This window comes from Enterobacter sp. JBIWA005 (assembly GCF_019968805.1).
Lineage (GTDB): Bacteria > Pseudomonadota > Gammaproteobacteria > Enterobacterales > Enterobacteriaceae > Enterobacter > Enterobacter vonholyi.
This window is the reverse complement of record NZ_CP074159.1, coordinates 1415920-1437394: the sequence shown is the minus strand read 5'-3', so window position 1 is coordinate 1437394 and position 21475 is coordinate 1415920. Positions and strand designations below refer to the sequence as shown.

Annotated in this window: 17 protein-coding genes; 6 read left to right on the top strand and 11 right to left on the bottom strand. The window is 56.7% G+C overall.

Translation table 11 applies throughout. The features are described 5' to 3' along the window. Positions 1-10 precede the first annotated feature (10 nt). Entirely contained in the window at positions 11-2374 is a 2364-nt protein-coding gene (locus KGP22_RS06785; RefSeq protein WP_223581718.1) for a glycoside hydrolase family 31 protein, read from the top strand. Between the two features lie 89 nt (positions 2375-2463). Here the strand turns inward: KGP22_RS06785 and KGP22_RS06780 are convergent, their stop codons facing one another. Next, positions 2464-4059, bottom strand: coding sequence for an ABC-F family ATPase (locus tag KGP22_RS06780; RefSeq protein ID WP_024908697.1), 1596 nt, complete (start codon positions 4057-4059; stop codon positions 2464-2466). Between the two features lie 222 nt (positions 4060-4281). Here KGP22_RS06780 and ldtB point away from each other — a divergent pair, with 222 nt between their 5' ends. Next, a complete protein-coding gene (gene ldtB / locus KGP22_RS06775; protein ID WP_023335026.1) occupies positions 4282-5202 on the top strand; it encodes a L,D-transpeptidase in 921 nt (306 codons plus the stop codon). Between the two features lie 42 nt (positions 5203-5244). Here the strand turns inward: ldtB and KGP22_RS06770 are convergent, their stop codons facing one another. From KGP22_RS06770 to KGP22_RS06760, 3 genes are read right to left on the bottom strand one after another with little or no spacing between them, the layout of a single operon-like run. Next, entirely contained in the window at positions 5245-5961 is a 717-nt protein-coding gene (locus tag KGP22_RS06770; protein ID WP_115874566.1) for a GntR family transcriptional regulator, read from the bottom strand. A gap of 15 nt (positions 5962-5976) precedes the next feature. Then, a complete protein-coding gene (locus KGP22_RS06765) occupies positions 5977-7299 on the bottom strand; it encodes a PTS transporter subunit EIIC (RefSeq protein ID WP_223581716.1) in 1323 nt (440 codons plus the stop codon). A gap of 51 nt (positions 7300-7350) precedes the next feature. Next, positions 7351-8727: a glycoside hydrolase family 1 protein gene (locus KGP22_RS06760; RefSeq protein WP_223581714.1), complete on the bottom strand. Its 1377-nt coding sequence runs from the start codon at positions 8725-8727 to the stop codon at positions 7351-7353. A gap of 298 nt (positions 8728-9025) precedes the next feature. Here KGP22_RS06760 and KGP22_RS06755 point away from each other — a divergent pair, with 298 nt between their 5' ends. Next, positions 9026-10129, top strand: a complete 1104-nt coding sequence (locus KGP22_RS06755) for a succinylglutamate desuccinylase/aspartoacylase family protein (protein WP_223581712.1) — start codon at positions 9026-9028, stop codon at positions 10127-10129. A gap of 113 nt (positions 10130-10242) precedes the next feature. Here KGP22_RS06755 and KGP22_RS06750 read toward each other — a convergent pair whose 3' ends face one another. The 6 genes from KGP22_RS06750 to mntR form a co-directional block, all read right to left on the bottom strand. Next, entirely contained in the window at positions 10243-11283 is a 1041-nt protein-coding gene (locus tag KGP22_RS06750) for an aldo/keto reductase (RefSeq protein ID WP_223581710.1), read from the bottom strand. 102 nt (positions 11284-11385) lie between these two features. Further along, complete coding sequence (locus KGP22_RS06745; RefSeq protein ID WP_223581708.1) at positions 11386-12909, bottom strand: efflux transporter outer membrane subunit; 1524 nt, start codon at positions 12907-12909, stop codon at positions 11386-11388. After that, complete coding sequence (locus KGP22_RS06740; protein WP_111963845.1) at positions 12909-14480, bottom strand: DHA2 family efflux MFS transporter permease subunit; 1572 nt, start codon at positions 14478-14480, stop codon at positions 12909-12911. Before KGP22_RS06740 ends, KGP22_RS06745 begins: the two co-directional genes overlap by 1 nt. Continuing rightward, a complete protein-coding gene (locus KGP22_RS06735; protein ID WP_047742414.1) occupies positions 14477-15571 on the bottom strand; it encodes an HlyD family secretion protein in 1095 nt (364 codons plus the stop codon). Before KGP22_RS06735 ends, KGP22_RS06740 begins: the two co-directional genes overlap by 4 nt. Before the next feature lie 101 nt (positions 15572-15672). Next, positions 15673-16782: an anion transporter gene (locus KGP22_RS06730; RefSeq protein WP_223581706.1), complete on the bottom strand. Its 1110-nt coding sequence runs from the start codon at positions 16780-16782 to the stop codon at positions 15673-15675. Then, positions 16779-17252: a manganese-binding transcriptional regulator MntR gene (gene mntR / locus KGP22_RS06725; RefSeq protein WP_023310887.1), complete on the bottom strand. Its 474-nt coding sequence runs from the start codon at positions 17250-17252 to the stop codon at positions 16779-16781. The genes KGP22_RS06730 and mntR overlap by 4 nt, the downstream gene beginning before the upstream one ends. A 183-nt stretch (positions 17253-17435) precedes the next feature. On the opposite strand from mntR, the gene mntS reads away from it, so the two are divergent. Together mntS and KGP22_RS06715 are read left to right on the top strand one after the other, a co-directional pair. Continuing rightward, the gene (gene mntS, locus KGP22_RS06720) at positions 17436-17564 is read left to right on the top strand and encodes a manganase accumulation protein MntS (RefSeq protein WP_111963843.1); all 129 of its coding nucleotides are present in this window, start codon (positions 17436-17438) and stop codon (positions 17562-17564) included. Between the two features lie 283 nt (positions 17565-17847). Next, entirely contained in the window at positions 17848-19431 is a 1584-nt protein-coding gene (locus tag KGP22_RS06715; RefSeq protein WP_115874560.1) for a phosphoethanolamine transferase, read from the top strand. Positions 19432-19525: 94 nt separating this feature from the next. On the opposite strand, the gene ompX is transcribed toward KGP22_RS06715, so the two are convergent. Further along, on the bottom strand, positions 19526-20044 hold the full coding sequence (gene ompX / locus KGP22_RS06710; protein WP_023310884.1) for an outer membrane protein OmpX: 519 nt from the start codon (positions 20042-20044) through the stop codon (positions 19526-19528). 354 nt (positions 20045-20398) lie between these two features. On the opposite strand from ompX, the gene rhtA reads away from it, so the two are divergent. Further along, a complete protein-coding gene (rhtA, locus tag KGP22_RS06705) occupies positions 20399-21286 on the top strand; it encodes a threonine/homoserine exporter RhtA (protein ID WP_223581704.1) in 888 nt (295 codons plus the stop codon). The last annotated feature ends 189 nt before the right edge of the window (positions 21287-21475 follow it).

Genomic DNA, 21475 nt, shown 5'->3' with positions numbered 1-21475 from the left:
TGTATTGCATATGAAAACCCTGAAAAACTGGACCGTTGATATACAGTCGGCAAACCATCTGGAACTGCTGGTCGATAACCAGCACCGCCTGTGCCTGTATGTGCTGGAAGAGAACCTGTTCCGCGTGCTGATCAAACGCAAGGGCGAGCTGGCGCTGGACCGCACCTGGAGTATCGCTCCGGAAAAAGACGTGCCCTGGGAAGGCCGCCGTCGTGACGACATAAGCGGCTTCACCTGCCCGACCTGGACGCTGACTCAGCAGGGTGAGACGCTGACCGTGGCAACCGAACAGCTGCGCGTCACCGTGCACCAGCCGCTGTGGCTGGAGTGGCACTATCGCAATGACGCGGGCGAGTGGCAGCCGCTGGTCAACGACCGCCCCACCAGCGCCTACCTGCTGAACGCCCACGGCGACGGCGTGGCGCACTACCTGAGCCGCCGCAAGGACGAGCGCTTCTACGGCCTGGGCGAGAAAGCGGGCGATCTGCAGCGCAACGGTAAACGCTATGAGATGCGCAACCTCGACGCCATGGGCTATAACGCCGCCAGCACCGACCCGCTCTACAAGCATATTCCTTTCACTATCACCCGCCGCGACGACGTGAGCTACGGCCTGTTCTACGACAACCTGAGCAGCTGCTGGCTGGATTTGGGCAACGAGATCGACAACTACCATACCGCCTATCGCCGCTGGCAGGCGGAAGCGGGCGATATCGACTACTACATCTTTACCGGCAAACGCGTGCTGGACGTTACCAAAGCCTTTGTTCGCCTCACCGGGAAAACGCTGTTCGGACCGAAATGGAGCCTGGGCTACAGCGGTTCGACCATGCACTACACCGACGCGCCGGACGCGCAAAACCAGCTGATGAACTTCATCCGCCTGTGCGAAGAGCACGCCATTCCGTGCGACTCGTTCCAGCTCTCCTCCGGCTATACCTCCATCAACGGCAAGCGCTACGTCTTCAACTGGAACTACGACAAGGTGCCGCAGCCGAAGGTAATGAGCCAGGTGTTCCACGACGCGGGACTGAAGCTTGCGGCTAACATCAAGCCGTGCCTGCTGCAGGACCATCCGCGCTACAACGAAGTGGCGGAGCGTGGCCTGTTCATTCGCGATTCAGAAACCGATGCACCCGAGCGCTCCAGCTTCTGGGATGACGAAGGCTCGCACCTCGACTTTACCAATCCGCAGACGGTGCAGTGGTGGCAGAACGGCGTCACCACGCAGCTGCTGGAGATGGGCATCGACTCTACCTGGAACGACAACAACGAGTACGAAGTGTGGGACGGAGAAGCCCGCTGCTTTGGCTTCGGCAAGGAGATCGCCATCAAGCATATTCGCCCGGTCATGCCGCTGCTGATGATGCGCGCCTCGCTGGAAGCCCAGCAGCGCTTTGCGCCAGAAAAACGCCCATACCTCATCTCCCGCTCCGGATGCGCCGGGATGCAGCGCTACGTTCAGACCTGGAGCGGCGACAACCGCACCAGCTGGGACACGCTGCGCTATAACATCCGCATGGGGCTGGGCATGAGCCTGTCCGGGCTGTTCAACGTCGGCCACGACGTCGGCGGTTTCTCCGGCGACAAGCCGGACGCCGAGCTGTTCGTGCGCTGGGTGCAGAACGGCGTGATGCACCCGCGCTTTACCATTCACTCGTGGAACGATGACCACACCGTCAACGAGCCGTGGATGTATCCGGGCGTCACGCCTGCCATTCGCGGCGCGATTGAGCTGCGCTACCGCCTGCTGCCGTATCTCTACACCCTGCTCTGGCAGGCGCACGCCGACGACGAGCCGATGCTGCGCCCGACCTTCCTCGACCACGAGCGCGATGCGCAGACCTTCGAAGAGTGCGACGACTTCCTGCTTGGCCGCGACCTGCTGGTCGCCAGCGTGGTCGAAGCCGGGCAGCGCGAGCGCCGGGTTTGGCTGCCGGATAACGAAACGGGCTGGTACGATTTTTACACCCACGCGTGGTATGCGGGCGGACAATCGATCGTCCTCGATGCGCCGCTGGAAAAACTGCCGCTGCTGGTGCGCGCCGGAGCCGGTCTGCCGCTGAGCGAGCGCATCACGCATGTGAGTGCCGAAAAAGATACGACCCGCGAGCTGAAGCTGTTCCCGGTGAAAGGCGTCGGCACAAGCTCGGGGCTGCTGTTTGAAGACGACGGTGAAGGCTGGGGCTACCAGAACGGCAATGCGCTGTGGGTGGAATGGGAGATGGCGTGCGACGGCGCAACCATCAACCTGAAGGTGAACGCGCGTGGGGATTATCGTCCAGCGTGGAAAGCGATGAAAGTGTCGTTACCGGCGGGGGAAAAACGCAAACTGCTGGTGAATGGGGCTGAAGGGAGTGAGTGGGTGGTATAGTGCGGGCGGATGCCCTCACCCTAACCCTCTCCCACAGGGAGAGGGGATAGAACGTAGGCCGGGTAAGGCGAAGCCGCCACCCGGCGTTTTTAGTTCTCGATACCTTTGCTGCGCAGGTAATCTTCGTAGTTACCGGTGAAGTCCACCACGCGCTCTGGCGTAATTTCGATCACGCGGGTCGCCAGCGAGCTGACGAACTCACGGTCGTGAGAGACGAAGATCAGGGTGCCCTGATACATCTCCAGCGCCATGTTCAGGGATTCGATCGATTCCATATCCAGGTGGTTAGTCGGTTCGTCCATCACCAGGATGTTTGGTTTTTCCATCATCAGCTTGCCGAACAGCATGCGTCCCTTCTCGCCACCGGAAAGCACTTTAGCCGGCTTCTTGATGTCGTCCTGGCTGAACAACAGACGACCCAGAATGCTGCGCACCGCCTGCTCGTCGTCGCCTTCCTGCTTCCACTGGCTCATCCAGTCGAAGACGGTCAGGTCATTCTCGAACTCATATTCATGGTCCTGCGCGTAGTAACCAATCTGCGCGTTTTCGGACCATTTCACGGTGCCGTTGTCCGGCTGCAGTTCGCCGACCAGGGTTTTCAGCATGGTGGATTTACCCACGCCGTTGGCGCCCAGAATGGCAATCTTCTCGCCCACTTCCAGCAGCAGGTTGAAGTTTTTAAACAGCGGGCCTTCATCGAAGCCTTTGGTAAGAGCTTCCACTTCCAGCGCGTTACGGAACAGCTTCTTGTCCTGCTCGAAGCGGATGAACGGGTTCTGACGGCTGGAGGCTTTAACCTCTTCCAGCTTGATTTTATCAATCTGACGCGCACGCGAGGTTGCCTGACGCGATTTAGAGGCGTTAGCGCTGAAGCGGCTGACGAAGGACTGCAGGTCGGCAATCTGCGCTTTCTTCTTGGCGTTATCCGCCAGCAGACGCTCGCGCGCCTGGGTGGCCGCGGTCATGTACTCGTCGTAGTTGCCCGGATACACGCGCAGCTCGCCGTAGTCGAGATCCGCCATGTGCGTACAGACCATGTTCAGGAAGTGACGGTCGTGCGAGATGATGATCATGGTGCTGTCGCGATCGTTCAGCGTCTGCTCCAGCCAGCGGATGGTGTCGATGTCCAGGTTGTTCGTCGGTTCGTCGAGCAGCAGGATGTCCGGGTTAGAGAACAGCGCCTGTGCCAGCAGCACACGCAGCTTCCAGCCAGGGGCAACTTCGCTCATCGGGCCGTAATGCTGTTCAACGGGGATCCCCACGCCCAGCAGCAGCTCGCCCGCACGCGCTTCCGCAGAATAACCGTCCATCTCGCCGTACTGCGTTTCCAGATCGGCCACCTTATAGCCATCTTCTTCGCTCATTTCGGCCAGCGCGTAGATGCGATCGCGCTCCTGCTTCACTTCCCACAGCTCCGCGTGCCCCATGATCACGGTGTCGAGCACGGTGAACTCTTCGAAGGCGAACTGATCCTGACGCAGCTTACCGATGCGCTCGTTCGGGTCGAGCGAGACGTTGCCGAGGGTCGGCTCCAGATCGCCGCCGAGGATCTTCATGAAGGTGGATTTTCCGCTACCGTTGGCACCAATCAGGCCGTAACGGTTGCCGCCGCCAAATTTGACGGAAATGTTTTCGAACAGCGGCTTACTGCCAAACTGCATAGTGACGTTGCTGGTAACTAACACGGGGAGATTCCTGCGAAAAGTGTGATAAACACGGCATTATGCCACAATTCCGAATTGAGATCCCGTGTTGCGGCAATCCACTAAACTTTAACAAAATCGAAAAAAATGTGATTTCGTACACATCTGAATTCCCTGTTAGCGGGAATGCACATATAATGCGCTCCCATCACAGATTCAGACTTATCAACTCATCGCCAGAATGGCTTAGATACCTCGCACAACATGAACATGAAATTAACAACGCTTTTTGCGGCGGCGTTAGCCGTAGTAGGTTTTTGTAAGACCGCGTCTGCGGTGACGTATCCCCTGCCGACCGACGGAAGCCGTCTGGTGGGTCAAAACCAAGTAGTGACGGTACCAGAAGGTAACTCTCAGCCGCTGGAGTATTTCGCTGCGCAGTACCAGCTGGGCCTGTCTAACATGCTGGAAGCAAACCCGGGCGTTGACCCGTATCTGCCAAAAGCGGGTACCGTGCTGAATATTCCTCAGCAGCTGATCCTGCCGGATACCGTTCATGAAGGTATCGTGATTAACAGCGCCGAAATGCGTCTGTATTACTACCCGAAAGGCACCAACACCGTTATCGTGCTGCCAATCGGTATCGGCCAGCTGGGTAAAGACACCCCGATGAACTGGACCACGAAAGTTGAGCGTAAGAAAGCGGGTCCAACCTGGACGCCTACCGCCAAAATGCACGCGGAATACATCGCTGCGGGCGAACCGCTGCCAGCCGTAGTACCGGCAGGCCCGGATAACCCGATGGGTCTGTATGCTCTGTACATTGGTCGCCTGTACGCTATCCACGGTACTAACGCCAACTTCGGTATCGGCCTGCGCGTGAGCCACGGCTGCGTGCGCCTGCGTAACGATGACATTAAATTCCTGTTCGAAAACGTGCCGGTCGGTACGCGCGTGCAGTTCATCAATGAACCGGTGAAAGCGACCTCTGAGCCAGACGGCAGCCGCTACATCGAAGTGCACAACCCGCTGTCCACCAGCGAAGACCAGATCAACAACAACGAAGTCGTCCCTGTTACGCTGAACAGCGCGGTACAGGCGGTGACTTCTCAGCCTGACGTAGAAACGGCGATTGTTGACCAGGCCGTGCAGAACCGCTCCGGTATGCCGGTGCGTTTGAACTGATAGAGAAGCATTAAAAAAGCGGGCCTCTTTGCCCGCTTTTTTTTACCCGTTATTCACGATCACAATCCCGCCGTGGTCGTACCGATAGTGACAGTGGGCATACTCCAGCGCTGTGCCATCTTCCAGATAAATGACCTGCTCCACCTCCAGAACCGGATCGGTTTCCTCGCAGACCAGATGCTCCCTGTCCAGCGCGCTGGGCTTAAGCGCCCGCACCACCCGATACGACCCCATAATTTTCAGCCCCAGCGTCTCCTGCACGTACTGGAACACTGAACCTTCAAGATGGTTTTTCGTCAGGCCCGGCACCAGATTCATCGGCATCACCGTGGAATCCAGCGACATAGGTTCACCGTTCAGCAAACGCAGGCGAATGAAGTCATAGATCGGCGCATCGGCATTGATCATCAGCGACGCCTGCTCTTTCTCGTTCGGGAAGCGCAGCTCAAAATGCACCACCTGGCTGGTTACCTTGCCCAGGTGTTCCCAGGTTTTAGTCGCGCCGAAGTAGTCGCTGCCGGAGAGATCCCACTGCGAGAGCTGGAGGAAGTTTTTGCGGATAAATGTGCCCTGGCCCTGACGTGTATAGACCAGACCTTCGACGATCAGCTGGCGCATCGCCTGCTGAATGGTCATCCGGCTGGTGCTGAACTCCGCCGCCAGCGCAAACTGGTCCGGGAGCGGTTCATTGGCGGCGTACTGCTGGCTGATAATGCGTTTCTTGATTTCCCGCGCTATGGTGATGTACTTCGCCGCCATCGTCCTTCCTTTCAGTTAGTTTTCTATCCCGCTGTTTTTCAAGGCCACTCGCTCGGCAATTTTGAGGAAAGGCAGGTAGAAGAATACACCAAATACGATGATTGCCAACTGCACCACTACCGCCCGCCAGTCCCCTGCCGTCGCCAGCCAGGCGCTGAGAATCGGGGGCGTGGTCCACGGGATCATCACCACGCAGCGCGACATTAACCCCAGCGTGGTACAGAGCCAGGCGACGTAAATGCCTATCGCGGGCAGCAGCACAAACGGGATCATCAGCGGCAGGTTAAACACAATCGGCAGGCCAAAAATCACCGGTTCATTGATGTTAAACAGGCCCGGCGCCAGCGACAGACGCGCCACCTGCTTCGCCGACTTTTGTCGGGAGAAGATAAAGATGGCAATCAGCAGCGAGATGGTGCTGCCCGTACCGCCCACCATGCCAAAGGTCGGCACGAAGATGTTGTTGATGATATGCGGGATCGGCTGGCCGTTGGCGAAGGCCAGCATGTTCTCGTTGGTGTTGATCAGCAGGAACGGCTCCAGCACCACGCTGTTAACGACAGATTGATGAATACCGAGCGTGAACAGGAAGTTACCGAAACTGTAGATAAAAATCGTCCCCGGCAGGCTGGTGTTGATCAGCCGCAGCGGCTGCTGGATAAAGGTCGTAATGAGATGGATCAGGTCCGTATGCAGCACGTTTGCCAGTATCGCCGCCAGCACCGCAAACAAAGAGAGCGTGAGGATCGTCGGGATCAGCGCGGTAAAAGATTTGCTCACCGCTGGAGGCACGTTTTCACCGAGTGAAATGTTAAGCGCCTTCAGGCGCGAAATAGCGATGAACACTTCCGTTGAGAGCAGCCCAATCAGCACCCCGGCGAAAATGCCGGTTGAGCCGATATTGGCGAACGTCAGCACCTGCGTGACGTTCACCGCAGCGTCGCTGCCAACGGGCGTAACCTGTAAGCGCATCGGCATCATGATGATAAAACTGCTGACGGCGATAACCACTGCCGAGACCGGATTGTCGAAATCTTTGTTGCGCGCCAGCGACCAGGCAATCATCGGGGCTAGCAGCAGCGCGGCGATGTTCAGCGTGCCGTTGATAATCGCCTCGCCCCACACCTTACACTGCGCGAGCGTGTCGCCGTGAAAAATCCACGGAAACACCACGTTGTTCACCAGCACCGCCAGACCGGCGAGGATGAAAATGGGCATCACCGTGGCGAAGGCGTCGCGCAGGGAGCGAAGGTGCACCTGGTTTGCCAGGCGCGCCGAGAACTCTACAAATTTATCGACAAAAGACTGCATGTGCGGTGTTATTTTTGTTTCAGACATAGCGGATATTTCCCATCAATCAGTCACAAAAACGGCCCGGCAGCGTACGGCTTACATCTCGCGTCCGTTGGTATGGATAACCTGTTTTAACCACGCGTAGCTCTTCTTCGGCACGCGCTTCAGGTCTTTCAGGTCGTGGTTTTCACGGTTGACATAGACCACGCCGTAGCGCTTACGCATGTCGCCCTGGGAGCTGAGAATGTCGATTAACCCCCAGCCGAGGTAGCCGATAACTTCTGCTCCGTCTTCGAACATCGCCTCTTTCATGGCATTGATATGCGCCCGGTGGTAGTCAATGCGGTAGGTGTCCTCAATCGGGTTCACGCCGTCCCAGGACTCAATCACCCCGATGCCGTTCTCGATCGGGAATACCGGCAGGCGCCAGTCGTTGTAATAGCGGGTAATGATGGTGCGAAAACCGAGCGGGTCGATCTGCCAGTTCCACTCGGTGGCTTTCAGGTACGGGTTATTTTTCTCGCCGTGCAGCAGGTAATAGTTCACGGGCGTGCCTTCCGGGATCGCATCGCTATCCAGCGTTTTACTGGCGTAGTAGCTGAAGGCCATATAGTCGTTTTTAGTGCGCGCCAGCAGCGCTAAATCTTCAGCGCGGTAGATATCGCCGAAGCCCTCCTGCTCCACCACCGCCATCACCGCCGGGCTGTAGCCCTGCCCGGCAAAGACGCGCAGCAGGTTCTGGTTAAGAAATTCGTCATACTGCTGGGCGCAGAAAATATCGCGCGGTTTGCAGGTGGCCGGGTAGATCAGCTGGTGCGCCAGCATGCCGCCCATCAGCTGGCCCGGTTTGGTCTGGTGCAGGTATTCGGTCAGCGACATGTGCGCCACCATGGTGTGGTGCTGCAGCTCGTACAGCTCGCGCAGGGTTTTCTCGCCTTTCATGTAGCCAGAAATGCGAAACGCTTCCGGCATATGGAAGATGTTCTGCTCGTTGAAGGTCAGCCAGTACTTCACGCGATCGCCATAGCAGTCGATCATCTTTTTGCCGTAGCGGATAAAGGCGTCCATCACGCGGCGGTCGTTGAAGCCGTTGTACTCCTGCGCCAGCGCCAGCGGCATATCGAAGTGGTACAGGCAGATCATCGGCTCGATGCCGCGGGCGATGAGATCGTCGATAAAGCGGTCGTAAAACGCGATGCCTTCGTCGTTGAACGGGCCGTCACCCAGCGGGCAGACGCGGCTCCATGAGATCTGGAAGCGGTAGCAGTTCATCCCCAGATCCTGCATCAGGTCGAAATCTTCCCGGTAGCGGTGATAGGAGTCGGTCGCCACTTTCCAGTCGGAGACATTCTCCCCGGCTTCACGAATGTCGTACACCGACATCCCCTTTCCGCCCTCATTCCAGGCACCTTCCGTCTGCATGCTAGATACCGAGTTGCCCCATAAAAAATTGGCCGGCAGTGATTTGTTCATGCTCCCTCCCTATATGACTAGTCATTTAAATATTCATGACTAGTCATATAGGTGAAGATGGCATGTCGATCAAAGCGGAGGATCGTTTTTTGTGAGGCATGTCGGAAAGAAAACGTCGGGCAGGAAATGAATCGCGCAAACCCTGTTATTGAAGCCGGAGCCTTAGCCTATGCAAAATCACATTTCCCGCTCGTGCCACTGGCTGGCCTCATAAAATCACTATTAACTTAATGAGCACGAACCACGGCCCAGGCCGGAAAATAAAAATCTTAACTCTATCAAATGGAAAATGACGCTCATGAAGATATCTACTGGCCGTATCGCATTCGCTCTCAGCTTAGCGCTGCCATGCTCAATGACTTACGCGGCAACGGTGTATACGGGTGATAAGGTACAGGGAGTGCCGGTCATCTCGACTCTGGATGTATCAGACCTGACAGCAGGACAACATCGCTTCATGTTCGAGGGGGTTGAGACAGGAACGGGACAGCGCTGGTATGTACCCATCATGGTGGCAAAAGGGAAAACGGACGGGAAGAAAGTTCTGCTGCAGGCGGGCGTCCATGGAGATGAGCTAAACGGAGTGCGCATCGTACAAAAAGTGATGGAACAACTGGACCCTGCAAAAATGAACGGCAGCGTTATTGCCATTATTGGTCCAAACCGTTCTGGCCTTGAAAGGGTCTCCCGGACATGGTCCGTTTCAACCGATGGGGGTGAGACGATCGACTACAACCGCGTGCATCCGGGAAAAGAAACGGGTAACCCTGCCGAGCGTCAGGCATGGATGATGTGGAATAACGTTTACAAGGGAAATGTCGACCTGGCGATTGACTATCACACCCAGTCTACCGGAACGGCTTATCCGCTGTTCATTTATGCCGACTACCGCAATGCGGATGCCCGGACTATTGCAGAACTTTTTCCGGCAGATCAAATTAAGAAAGATCCCGGTGAAGCCGGCTCAATGGAAACCACCTTTATTCAAAATGGTATCCCGGCGATAACGGCCGAGACGGGAGAGCCGAGGATTTACCAGCAGGATATGATTGCCCGGGGTGTAGAAGGTGCCCGTAATGTACTGATCCATTATAAGGTGATTGAAGGCAAAATCGGCGCAACCGCCAGCAGCAATAAAACGTATATTGGTAATGCTATCAGTTCAATACGAGCGACCACGGGTGGGTTTGCGGAAGTATTCGTTAAGCCCGGCGATACGGTAAAAGCAGGACAAGAAGTCGCCCTGCAGCGAAATGCATTCGGTGATGTTGTCGCGAAGTATTCAGCAGAGCGGGACGGCAAAGTACTGTCAGTTGGAACGGATGTAGTAAGAGAACCCCGAGCCCTACTGGTAAGAGTTCTTGAGCAAAATCCAGCGGCAACCTGCAAAGACGGTTGCTGATTTCCGCCAGAGCCCATCGTTGAATCGGCAAAAGCATGCTCAGTGAAATAAGCCGCTTTCGCCGATTGCTGTAACGATGGGCAAAGAAATTTAAAATCACCTGATGAAAAAGGTTACTGTTGCGCCAGCTGATTGCGGCGATATTCCCCCTGACGCTCCAGCATCCAGCCAGGGTATTCCCGCGGCAGCGCGCTCACCGCATCCAGCTGTTTGAGCTCGTCTTCGCTTAAGCGGATCCCGGTGGCGGCAATGTTGTCGTCCAGCTGTTCGACGCGTTTGGCCCCGATAATCACGCTGGTCACGGCTTTTTGATGCAGCAGCCAGGCCAGCGCGATTTGCGCGACGGAGACGCCCTTGCTTTCGGCAATCACGCGCATCACGTCCACGCAGTCAAAGGCGCGCTCTTTGTTCACCGGCGGGAAGTCAAACTCCAGACGGCGGCTACCGGCTTCGCTCTGCCCGTCGCGACCATATTTTCCGCTCAGCAGGCCGCCTGCCAGCGGGCTCCATACCATCAACCCAACGCCTTCGCTCTGCATCATCGGCACCAGCTCGCGCTCCAGGTCGCGCCCGGAAATGGTGTAATACGCCTGCAATGACGCAAAACGCGCCAGCCCAAGACGTTCAGAAATACCGAGCGCTTTGGCAATCTGCCACGCCGCCCAGTTCGAGACGCCGATGTAGCGCACGTGGCCGTGCTGCACCAGGTTATCCAGCGCATACAGTGTCTCTTCAATCGGCGTGGCCGGGTCGAAGCCGTGCAGCTGATAGAGATCGATATGATCGAGCTGCAGGCGGCGCAGGCTCTCCTTCACGCTGCTGCTGATGTGATAGCGCGAGCTGCCGCGCGAGTTCACCCCTGCCGTTCCGGTTTCGCCGAACACTTTGGTCGCGACCACCACGTTCTCGCGAGGGATTTTCAGGTTTTTCAGCGCCTGGCCGACGATCTCCTCCGAACGCCCTTCCGAGTAAACGTCCGCGGTATCGATAAAGTTGATCCCGGCATCCAGCGCGCGGCCCACCAGCTGTTCTGCTTCGCTTTGCTGGAGCTGGCCAATCTTGCCCCACATGCCGCCTTCACCGCCGAAGGTCATGGTGCCGAGGCACAGTTCTGAAACAAACAGACCGGTGTTGCCCAGTTTTTGATAACGCATAAGTTATTCCTCGCATGTCGATTGGGTACCCGATAGTTATACCCGCCCCTCAGCCATCGCGAATGTGGTGTTCCTGTCCGTTTCTTGCCCAATCCTCTGAATTTATCCGCGCGGGGCGTCGCCAAAGACGCTGTAGTCCGGTAATTGCACCTGCTGATACGGTTCCCAGCCGCCGCCGAGCGCCTTGTAGAGCGCCACCAGATCGAGGGCGCTTTGCACCTGCGCCTGCGCGCGCTGCTGCTGGGCCTGCGCCAGCTGCCGCTGGGCGTCCAGCACGTCAATAAAGCTGGCGATCCCCTGGCGGTAGCTATCGCTGGCTAAATCGAAGGCGTTTTGCAGGGCATCAATGGTTTTCGCCAGGCCCGCTTCACGCTGCTGGTCGGTGCGATAGCTCACCAGCGCATTTTCGACATCGCCAAGCGCGGTGAGCACCGTCTGACGATAGTCCAGCACCGCCGCCCCCTGCTGCGCGCGCGCCACCTTCACGCTGGAGACCAGCCTCCCGCCCTGGAAGATGGGAATGGAGACCTGCGGGCCAAAGCTGTAGAAGTGGCTGCTCCAGTCGGTCAGCCAGTTGGTTTCGCTGTTGCGCAGGCCAAACTGCCCGGAGAGGGTAAAGCTCGGGAACAGCTCCGCCACCGAGACGCCAATCTGCGCCGTGGCGGCATGAAGATTCGCCTCCGCTTCGCGCACGTCCGGACGGCGTCGCGCGAGCGTAGACGGAATGCCGGTCTGCACGATATCCGGCAATGCGGGCATCGGCTGCACGCTTTGTAACTCCGCATCGAGCGCACCCGGCGGCTTGCCGAGGAGGATCGCCAGGCCGTTCATCGCCTGCCGCTCCTGCGCCTGATACTGCGGCAGTTGCGCCTCCAGGTTACCCAGTTGCGCCCGCGCATTTTCTACATCCATCTGCGGCGACAGCCCGCCCCGCTGGCGGCTTTCGGTCAGATCCAGCGTCTGCTGCGCGCTTTTAATCTGGGTGTTCAGCGTGGCGATAATGCTCTGCGCCCCGCGCAGCTGGAGCCACGCGCGCGCCACTTCCGCCTCCAGCGACACCAGCGCGTCGTTACGCTGCTCGATAGCGGCTTTCTGCTGCGCTTCGGCGGCTTCCACCTGCCGGCGCACCTTGCCCCAGAGGTCAATTTCCCACTGAGCGTCGAAGCTGCCCTGGTAGAGGTTGATCGGCTGCGTCAGGGGGCCTAACGCGCCCCGCAGCTCAGGATCGACATTATCCAGCTGGTCGTACACGCCGTGGGACTTCAGCTCCCCTTCCAGCCCGAGCTGCTGGCGCGTCGCCTGCAGATTGCCGTTTACCGACGGGTAAAACGCCCCGCCCGCCTGGTTAATCTGCTCACGCGCTCCGGCGATGCGCAGCACCGTCTGCTGCAGCGTCAGGTTCCCGGCGATGGCGCGCTCAACCAGGCTATCTAACTGCGGCGAACCAAAGGTTTTCCACCAGCGCGGGTTTGTCGCGGCGGAGGTCGTCTGCGATTTTACCCCGCTGTCGCCCTTATCGTTCCAGTGCGTGACGGCAGGCGGCGCGGGCGGCAGATAGTCCGGCCCGACGGCGCAGCCTGCCAGCAGCATCATTATCATCAGGGGGTGTAAACGTCTGTGTATCATCAATGTGCTCCTGCACTCCCCTCGCTCTTAACCGGCGAGAGCAACAAACAAAACGGAATCAATAACAAGGCCACGGCGCTCAGGATGGTGAAGACGTCGATGTAGGCCAAAAAGCGCGACTGCTCAATCATGGTCTGGTACATACGCCCGGTAGCGATGCCGGTGGGGTCCCCTACCTGGGTGGTGAAGTTCTGGATTGCCTGGGCGCTTTCGCGTATTGCCAGCTGGAACTGCTCGTTAAACGGCGAGGCGTGGTACGCAAGGTGCGCACTGTGCGCCTGAGACCGTTCGGTGATGGCCGCCGTCGACAGCGAGATCCCGACCGAGCCAGCCACGTTGCGGAACATGGTAAACAGCGCCGCCGCATCGGCATTCAGCCGTCTTGGGATCGAAATAAAGGCAATGGTGGTCAGGGGCACAAACAGGAATCCCAGTCCCAGCGACTGGGCGCTGCGGAACAGTACCAGCGTCTCGAAGTCGATATCCGGGGTCAGCGTGCGCGACCAGAAGAACGACACCGCCAGACAGGTAAAGCCAAAGGCGATAATCCAGCGCGTCTGTACAACCGGCATCAGCTTCAGCACCAGCGGAATAGTCAGCACAATCAGCACCGCACCGGGCGACAGCACCAGCCCGGACCAGGTGGCGGTATAGCCCAGGTCCTGCTGCGCCAGCTGCGGGATCACCACGGAACTGCCGTACAAAATCATCGCCATCCCCGCCATCAGCAGGCTGGAGATGGCAAAGTTGCGGTCCTTCATGCAGTGCAGATCCACCACCGGCTTTTTGGCATACACCAGCCAGTAAATGGCACCGATAATGCCGATTAGCGTTAACACCGCGAAGGTACGGATAAAGTTCGAGTAGAACCAGTCCTCATCCTCTCCCCGGTCAAGCATCACCTGCAGGCAGCCAAGCCCTAACGCGATCAGGCCGATCCCCGTCCAGTCGATACTCAGCTTCTCTTTTGATTTGCTCTCCCACGGCGGATCTTCCAGCAGCTGGTAGATCGCCAGCACCGTGACAATCCCCACCGGAATATTGATAAAGAACACCCAGCGCCAGGAGTAGTTGTCGGTGATCCAACCGCCCAGCGTCGGGCCGAGGACCGGTGCAACGATAATCGCGATGGATGAGAGCCCAAACGCTTTGCCCCTGTCCTCCGGCTTGAAGTAGTCGAGCAGCACCGACTGCTGCGTGGGCTGCAGCCCGCCGCCAAAAAAGCCCTGCATCACGCGGAACAGGATGATCTGCCACAGCTCGGTGGCAATCCCGCACAGAAACGAGCAGACGGTAAACATGACGATGCAGATCAGGAAGAACTGCTTGCGGCCGAACACGCGGCTCAGAAACGCCGAGATGGGCAACACGATGCCGTTCGCGACCAGGTAACTGGTTAACACCCAGGTAGATTCGTCATAGCTGGACGAGAGCGAACCCGCCACGTGGGGCAGCGCCACGTTGACGATGGTGGTGTCCAAAATTTCCATAAACACCGCCAGGGTGACGACAATCGCCACCGCCCACGGATTGCTGGCGGGCTTCCAGCTGTCGTGGCTGTGATCCGTCATTCCACCGTCACCTTCGGTGCAACCGACAGCCCCAGCGGCAGCGGTTTGTTCGGATCGAGGCCTTTATCAATCACGATTTTGACCGGCACGCGCTGCACAATTTTGACGAAGTTACCGGTAGCATTTTCTGCCGGGAAGGCGGAGAAGCGCGAGCCACTGCCCTGCTGGATACTGTCTACGTGCCCCTCAAGCTCCATATCCGGCCACGCGTCGACTGACACGGTGACCTTATCGCCCGGCTTCATGCGCTCAAGCTGGGACTCTTTGAAGTTCGCCACCACCCACACGTTCGGCGAAACCAGGGAGAACAGCGCCGTACCCGCCTGCACCAGCGTGCCGGGCTGCACGTTGCGTTTGGTGACAAATCCGTCGAACGGGGCGCGGACTTCGGTGTAAGAGAGGTTCAGATTGGCCGTTTCAAGCTGCGCTTTCGCCTGATCGACCTGACGCTCGCGCGCTTCAACGTTGGTTTCCTGCTGGCGGATTTGCAGCTGTACCTGCTCTGCCACTTCCAGCTGCGCCTGAGCGCTGGCCAGCCCTGCCTGGGCGCTACGCAGCTGAGCGTTCGCGGAATCAATGCTTTGCTGGGTGGTTGCCCGCGGGTCGACGCCGCGCTGGCGACGGTACTCCGCCTGTGCGTTAGCCAGATCGGCCTGCGCTTTCAGCACCTGCGCTTTGGCTTCGTCACGCTGGGCGGGATACTGGACTTTTGAAAGCGCCAGCTGCGCCTGGGCCTGATGCAGCTGCGCGATAGCCAACCCAAGCTGGGCCTGGGCCTGATCGCGCTGCGCGGTGGTATCCCGCGGATCGATGACCACCAGCAGATCGCCCTTTTTCACGCGCTGGTTATCACGCACGCGCAGCTCGGTGACGTAGCCCGCCGTTTTCGGGGCAATCGTCACCACGTCGCCGTCGGTAAAGGCGTCGTCGGTCGTCTCTTCGTTACGGGTTAAAAACCACCAGACCAGCGCCACGACGACCATTACCACGACGACAATGCCGAGGATAATTAACGGTTTCTTGCCCGGGCGCTTACGCTCATTATTGTTTTTGTCCTGCTCGTCAGCAGGCGGGTTTTGATCTTCAGCCATAGTTCAGCAACGGTCCTGTCAGTGAGCGGCATCACACTATGCCGTTCACTAAAGCTAGGACGTTGCTATACGTTTGCCAGGAAAAACTGACAAATTGCGCACTATATGAGAAGGAATATTCCGAAACCGATCGCCGCGGCCCAAACCAGCATCGGGATTGACCAGAGATGGAAGCGCCACCAGATACGACGATCGTTGGCCATACGCAGGGCAATCAGGTTTGCCAGCGAGCCGGGCAGCAGCCCAAACCCGCCGATGTTCACCGCCCAGGCCAGCAGCGTGTCCGGCGGAACATAGTTGAGCAGCAGAATGGTGGAAGGCACGTTGCTGATAAACTGCGACAGGCCAATCGCCGTCAGCCACAGCCCTGCCAGCGGCAGACTGCTGACGCTGTGCAGGACGGTTTGCAGTACCGGGAGCTGAATAAGCAGATGCACGTCGATGAACATCGCCATAAAGACCAGCAGCAGCGTCCAGTCCACGCTGACCAGCACGCGTCGCGCCAGTACGACAAAGCCTGCGGCAACGAGCAGGACGCCCGCCAGCTCATACTTCAGCTCCAGCGCAAAGAGAAAGACAATATATAACCCGAGGCAGCTCCACACCAGACGCGGCTGCCACTGCGGGCCCGTTGTGCCGCTGTGGTACTGCAGTTTTTTATCAGGAAACGCAAACCAGCATACCGCCAGCAGCGACAGCATCATCACCAGCGCCAGAGGGGCCATCTGCCAGGTAAAGGCGGCGAACGACAGCCCGGAACGTCCCCAGAGAAGGATATTTTGCGGATTGCCGATTGGCGTCAGAAGTGAGCCTGCATTGACGGCGAGCGCTTCAAAGATGATCAAACGGCTGACCGGGATCTCGCACAGCTTACGCAGCGTAAGCGTGAGGGGCACGATGATAAACAGCGCCACATCGTTGGTCAGAAACGTCGACAGCACCGCGGCAGAAAACACCATAAACAGGGACAGCCTGCGTTCGGTGGCAAAGCGGCGCACCATTTTACGGCCAAGAACGTCAAAGTAGCCGCTCAGCTCAACCCCTTTGGTGAGCATCATCAGGCCGCTCAGGGTAATGATGGTGCGCCAGTCAATCGCGGCGGGCCAGGCCTGCGGCGTAAACGGCACAAAGAGGCTTAACCCTGCGCCAATGAGTAATAGGAGATGGAAGAAACGATCGCGTGCCAGGGCCTGCAGTCCAGGGATTTTCATTCAGCGGAGGGACCATATTTAAGGGTAAATTCGCGAAACTTCACCAGCGTCTCTTCGCTGACGTGGTGTTCCATGCCTTCCGCATCCCGGCGGGCAATCTCCGGGCTGACGCCCAGCACCAGTAAAAAATTCTCGACAAGCTGATGGCGCTCGCGGCTCTCCTGCGCGAGTTTCTCCCCCTCCGGCGTCAGAAAAACACCGCGCCAGGGGATCATTTCAATTAAGCCCACGGAGGCCAGGCGTTTTAACATTTTAGCGACAGTTGGCTGTGAAACCCCCAGCCTGGCGGCCATATCGACCTGGCGCGCTTCACCAACCTCACGAATCAGATCGGAAATGAGTTCAACATAATCATCAATCAGTTCACGCCGGTGCGCTTCACGGACCTGGCGAAAACCTTCGACATGTTCTTCAACATTCACCAGTTGCGTCGTTTTCCTCATTGTCGGATGACCTGCGCGACGGTTCATTGTACTTCCTCAGTGGGGTGACGCTTCCAGCGCCCGGTTTCGAGAGCGCACATTGTAAACCATAGCTCTGCAAGCACAAAAAATTAACGAAATAGCCATAGCTATACAATATAGCCTGTGCTATATCTGTATGTAATGCAGTCACCCTTCATGGATCGAAGGGATCAAAACTCAGGAGGTCTTATGAATGAATTCAAGAGGTGCATGACCGTGTTTACCCACTCCCCCTTTAAAGTGCGCTTAATGCTGCTGAACATGCTGTGCGATATGTTTAACAACAAACCGCATCAGGACGATAAACCTTCCAACTAAGCGGCGTTGCGGTACGCCGCTTCATTTTCCCGTCACATTCTCGCTGTAAACTGGCTTTCAGCCGCCTTATTCCCGATCTTTTTTACGGATTTGCAATCCCCTTCGCAAAACATCTGCTTAGCAACTGTTGATATTCTTTAGCGCTCGCACTATCTTCTTGCAGCCCTGCACAATTTGCGGCTCGCTGAAGCGGACCCTCATTCCCTCTCCACGCACTGTCAGGCAGGTTATGACCCTTGACGCCAGGGTGAGCACATGGCGTTTTCATCCATGATAGTGACCTATGAATGTAACCCTGATAGATACCGTTGTTACCCGCAGCCGGGCCTTAAGCCCGTGGACGGGTTTTTACTTTTTGCAGTCATTACTGATTAACTTTGCGCTGGGTTATCCCTTTAGTCTGCTCTACGCGGTAGCCTTCACCTGCATTCTGCATGTGCTGTGGCGAGCCGCCCCGCGCGTGCAAAAAACAGTAATCGGGATCTGTTCGCTGGTTGCTGCACTCTATTTCCCGTTCGGTCAGGCTTACGGCTCGCCAAACTTTAATACCCTGCTGGCGCTGCACTCGACCAATATGGAAGAGTCGACCGAGATCCTGACGATCTTCCCGTGGTACAGCTATGTGGTCGGGCTTTTTATCTTCGCGTTGGGCGTTATTGCCATCCGCCGTCAGTCGGGCGAGAAAAAATCCTGGGGTAAGATCGAAATACTCTGTCTGGTGTTCAGCATTGCCGTGGCGTTTGTCGCGCCCATCCAGAATATTCCCTGGGACGGTAAGTTAAGGCTCATCAATATCGGCTATCCGGTTTTCCGCTTCGTTAAAGACGTTGTTGTAAATAATAAAGAGGTTCTCGACGAACAGGCGCGCATGGCTGAGCTTTCCAATATGAAAGACACCTGGAACGTGCTGGCCGTTAAGCCGAAATATCACACCTATGTGGTGGTGATTGGCGAAAGCGCGCGTCGCGATGCAATGGGGGCGTTTGGCGGCCACTGGGACAACACCCCGTTTGCGAGTTCGGTCAAAGGCACTCTGTTTACCGATTATGTCGCGGCCAGCGGCTCAACGCAGAAATCGCTCGGTCTGACCCTTAACCGAGTGGTGGATGGTAAACCGCAGTATCAGGATAATTTTGTCACTCTGGCAAACCGCGCAGGTTATCAGACCTGGTGGTTCTCCAATCAGGGGCAAATTGGCGAATACGATACGGCCATCGCCAGCATCGCCAAACGGGCTGACGAAGTGCAGTTCCTGAAAAACGGCGATTTTGAAGCCGACAAAAACACCAAAGACGAAGCGCTGCTGAAAATGACGGCACAGGTCTTCGCCACCCCGCGCACGCAGCCTCAGCTGATCGTCCTGCACCTGATGGGGTCGCATCCGCAGGCCTGCGATCGGACTGGCGGGAAGTACGCGGAGTTCGTGCAGTCCAAAGAGACCTCGTGCTACCTCTACACCATGACGCAAACCGACGATCTGCTGAGCAAGCTGTACGATCAGCTACGCAATACGGGCGACAGCTTCTCTATGGTCTATTTCTCGGATCACGGGCTGGCGTTTAAAGAGCGTGGTAAAGAGGTGCAGTATCTGGCGCACGATGACAAGTTCCAGCAGAACTTCCAGGTGCCGTTTATGGTGCTGTCGAGTGATGATAAAACGCATCGCGTCATTAAAGCGCGCCGTTCGGCAAATGATTTCCTGCAGTTCTTCTCGCAGTGGACGGGGATTACAGCCGAACAGATAAAAACGGCTTACCCGTTTGTCTCTAACAAGAAAGCTCCCCCAGTGTACGTTACCAACTTCAAGTTACAGAAAGTTGACTACAACCATCTGGGTACGGATATTTTTGATATTAAGAGTAAGTAGCGGTTCGATGCTCTCACCTTGGCCTACGGGGGAGGGGAAAAGACAAAAAAAATCCGCCACAGTGGGCGGATTTTTTATTTAATCACCGAAGTGATTAGAAGCGGTAACCTACGCCCGCGATCCAGGTGCCAACGTCAACGTTGCGGATACGGCTCTGCTCATAGGAGAAGTCCAGAGCAACGTCCTGGATTGGGTTGAACTGCAGGCCTGCGCCATAGGAGAAGCCGTAGTCGCTGTTGCTTGCAGTGCGGCTTTCGCTCTGGTTTTCAGTCTGCTGGAATTTACCGTAGCCAACACCTACAACACCGTAGATGCTCGCCCAGTCATTCAGACGGTAAGCTGGACCAGCGGTGATACCGTAGTACTGGCCTTTGTTATATGCGCCGTTTTCAGAACGATCTTTCTCGGTGTAGGTGAAAGAACCGATCACGCCCAGTGGGTTGTTATCCTGCTCGTAGCGATACTTCAGGTTGAAGCCGTTAGCTTTGTTCATCACGCCCTGATAGTCGCTCTGAGCGTAACCACCAGTAACAGTAGAAGTAGCAGCTACAGCGGTACCTGCGGAAACAGCCAGTACAGCGGCCAGTGCTGAAAGACATGCAATTTTTTTCATAACCACCTCAAATGTGCTTCAAGTAAGTCCGTAAGTTTTAAATATATCAAAAAAATTTGCGAAACTCTTTGTGATTCGTGATGTCTAATGAAACCTTTCCTGTAACAGAACGTTTCCAGCCTAAGCTATCTCTTTCAAATCACATGCAATTTTCACTACTAAATGCGCATAGTGCGCGTCTGCGCCGTTACATTCATCCAGATTATTCCTAATCTGACAGGCGATAAATCCACCAGCGCTTAACCATTTTACGGATTTCACGTGGTTTTTTTTCAACAGCGCCTCAACCGTTGCCGCATATTTCCTTTACACTGCAACCTTTACCTCATTTGACATAAGCTGACAGGAGAAAGGATGCCTGGGTTATCCCGCACATCGTCGGTCTGGTTGCCAGTCGCAGTGATACTCATTGCCATGTTGTCTATTCAAAGCGGTGCTTCGCTTGCAAAATCACTTTTTCCTCTGGTCGGTGCGCCCGGGGTAACAGCCCTGCGTATCGTGCTGGGCACGGCGATACTGGTGGTCATTTTCAAACCCTGGCGTCTGCGCTTCAAAAAGGAGCAGCGTTTACCCCTGCTGTTTTATGGACTCTCCCTGGGGGCGATGAACTATCTGTTCTACCTCTCTATACAGACGATACCGCTCGGGATCGCCGTCGCGCTGGAGTTTACCGGTCCGCTGGCGGTGGCGCTTTTCTCCTCGCGACGTCCGGTCGATTTTATCTGGGTCGTGCTAGCCGTTCTGGGCTTATGGTTCCTGCTTCCCCTGGGCCAGAGTGTCGCTGAGATTGATCTGACGGGCGCCTCGCTGGCGCTGGGTGCAGGCGCCTGCTGGGCTGTCTATATTCTCACGGGACAGCGTGCAGGCGAAGAGCACGGTCCGGCAACGGTGGCGTTGGGTTCTCTGATTGCGGCCATCGTATTTGTGCCCATCGGCATGGCGCAGGCGACGGAATCTATCTGGCAATGGTCCGTCATGCCCATCGGGCTGGCAGTCGCGATTCTCTCTACCGCACTCCCCTATTCTCTGGAGATGATTGCCCTTACGCGTCTGCCGACACGTATATTTGGCACCCTGATGAGCATGGAGCCTGCCCTTGCCGCCATTTCCGGGATGGTGTTTCTCGGCGAAACCCTCACGTTGACCCAGACGCTGGCGCTCTGCTCGATTATCGCGGCTTCAATGGGCTCTACACTCACTATGCGCCCGGAACCTAAAGTTGAAAAGGTGGATATCAACTAAGGCCATATATTCTGCATGGCTTCCACGCCATGCAGAATAAAGGCCAGAAAGACAGACGTTATAATTTCTTACACACTATGCTCTATTTTCGAAATATCCCTCTACGTTTGTGTCCCCATCCAGCAATTAAGATTGATCTGTATAAATTTAAAAATTACCCATTAATTTCAATAAGTTAAATTCTCAACC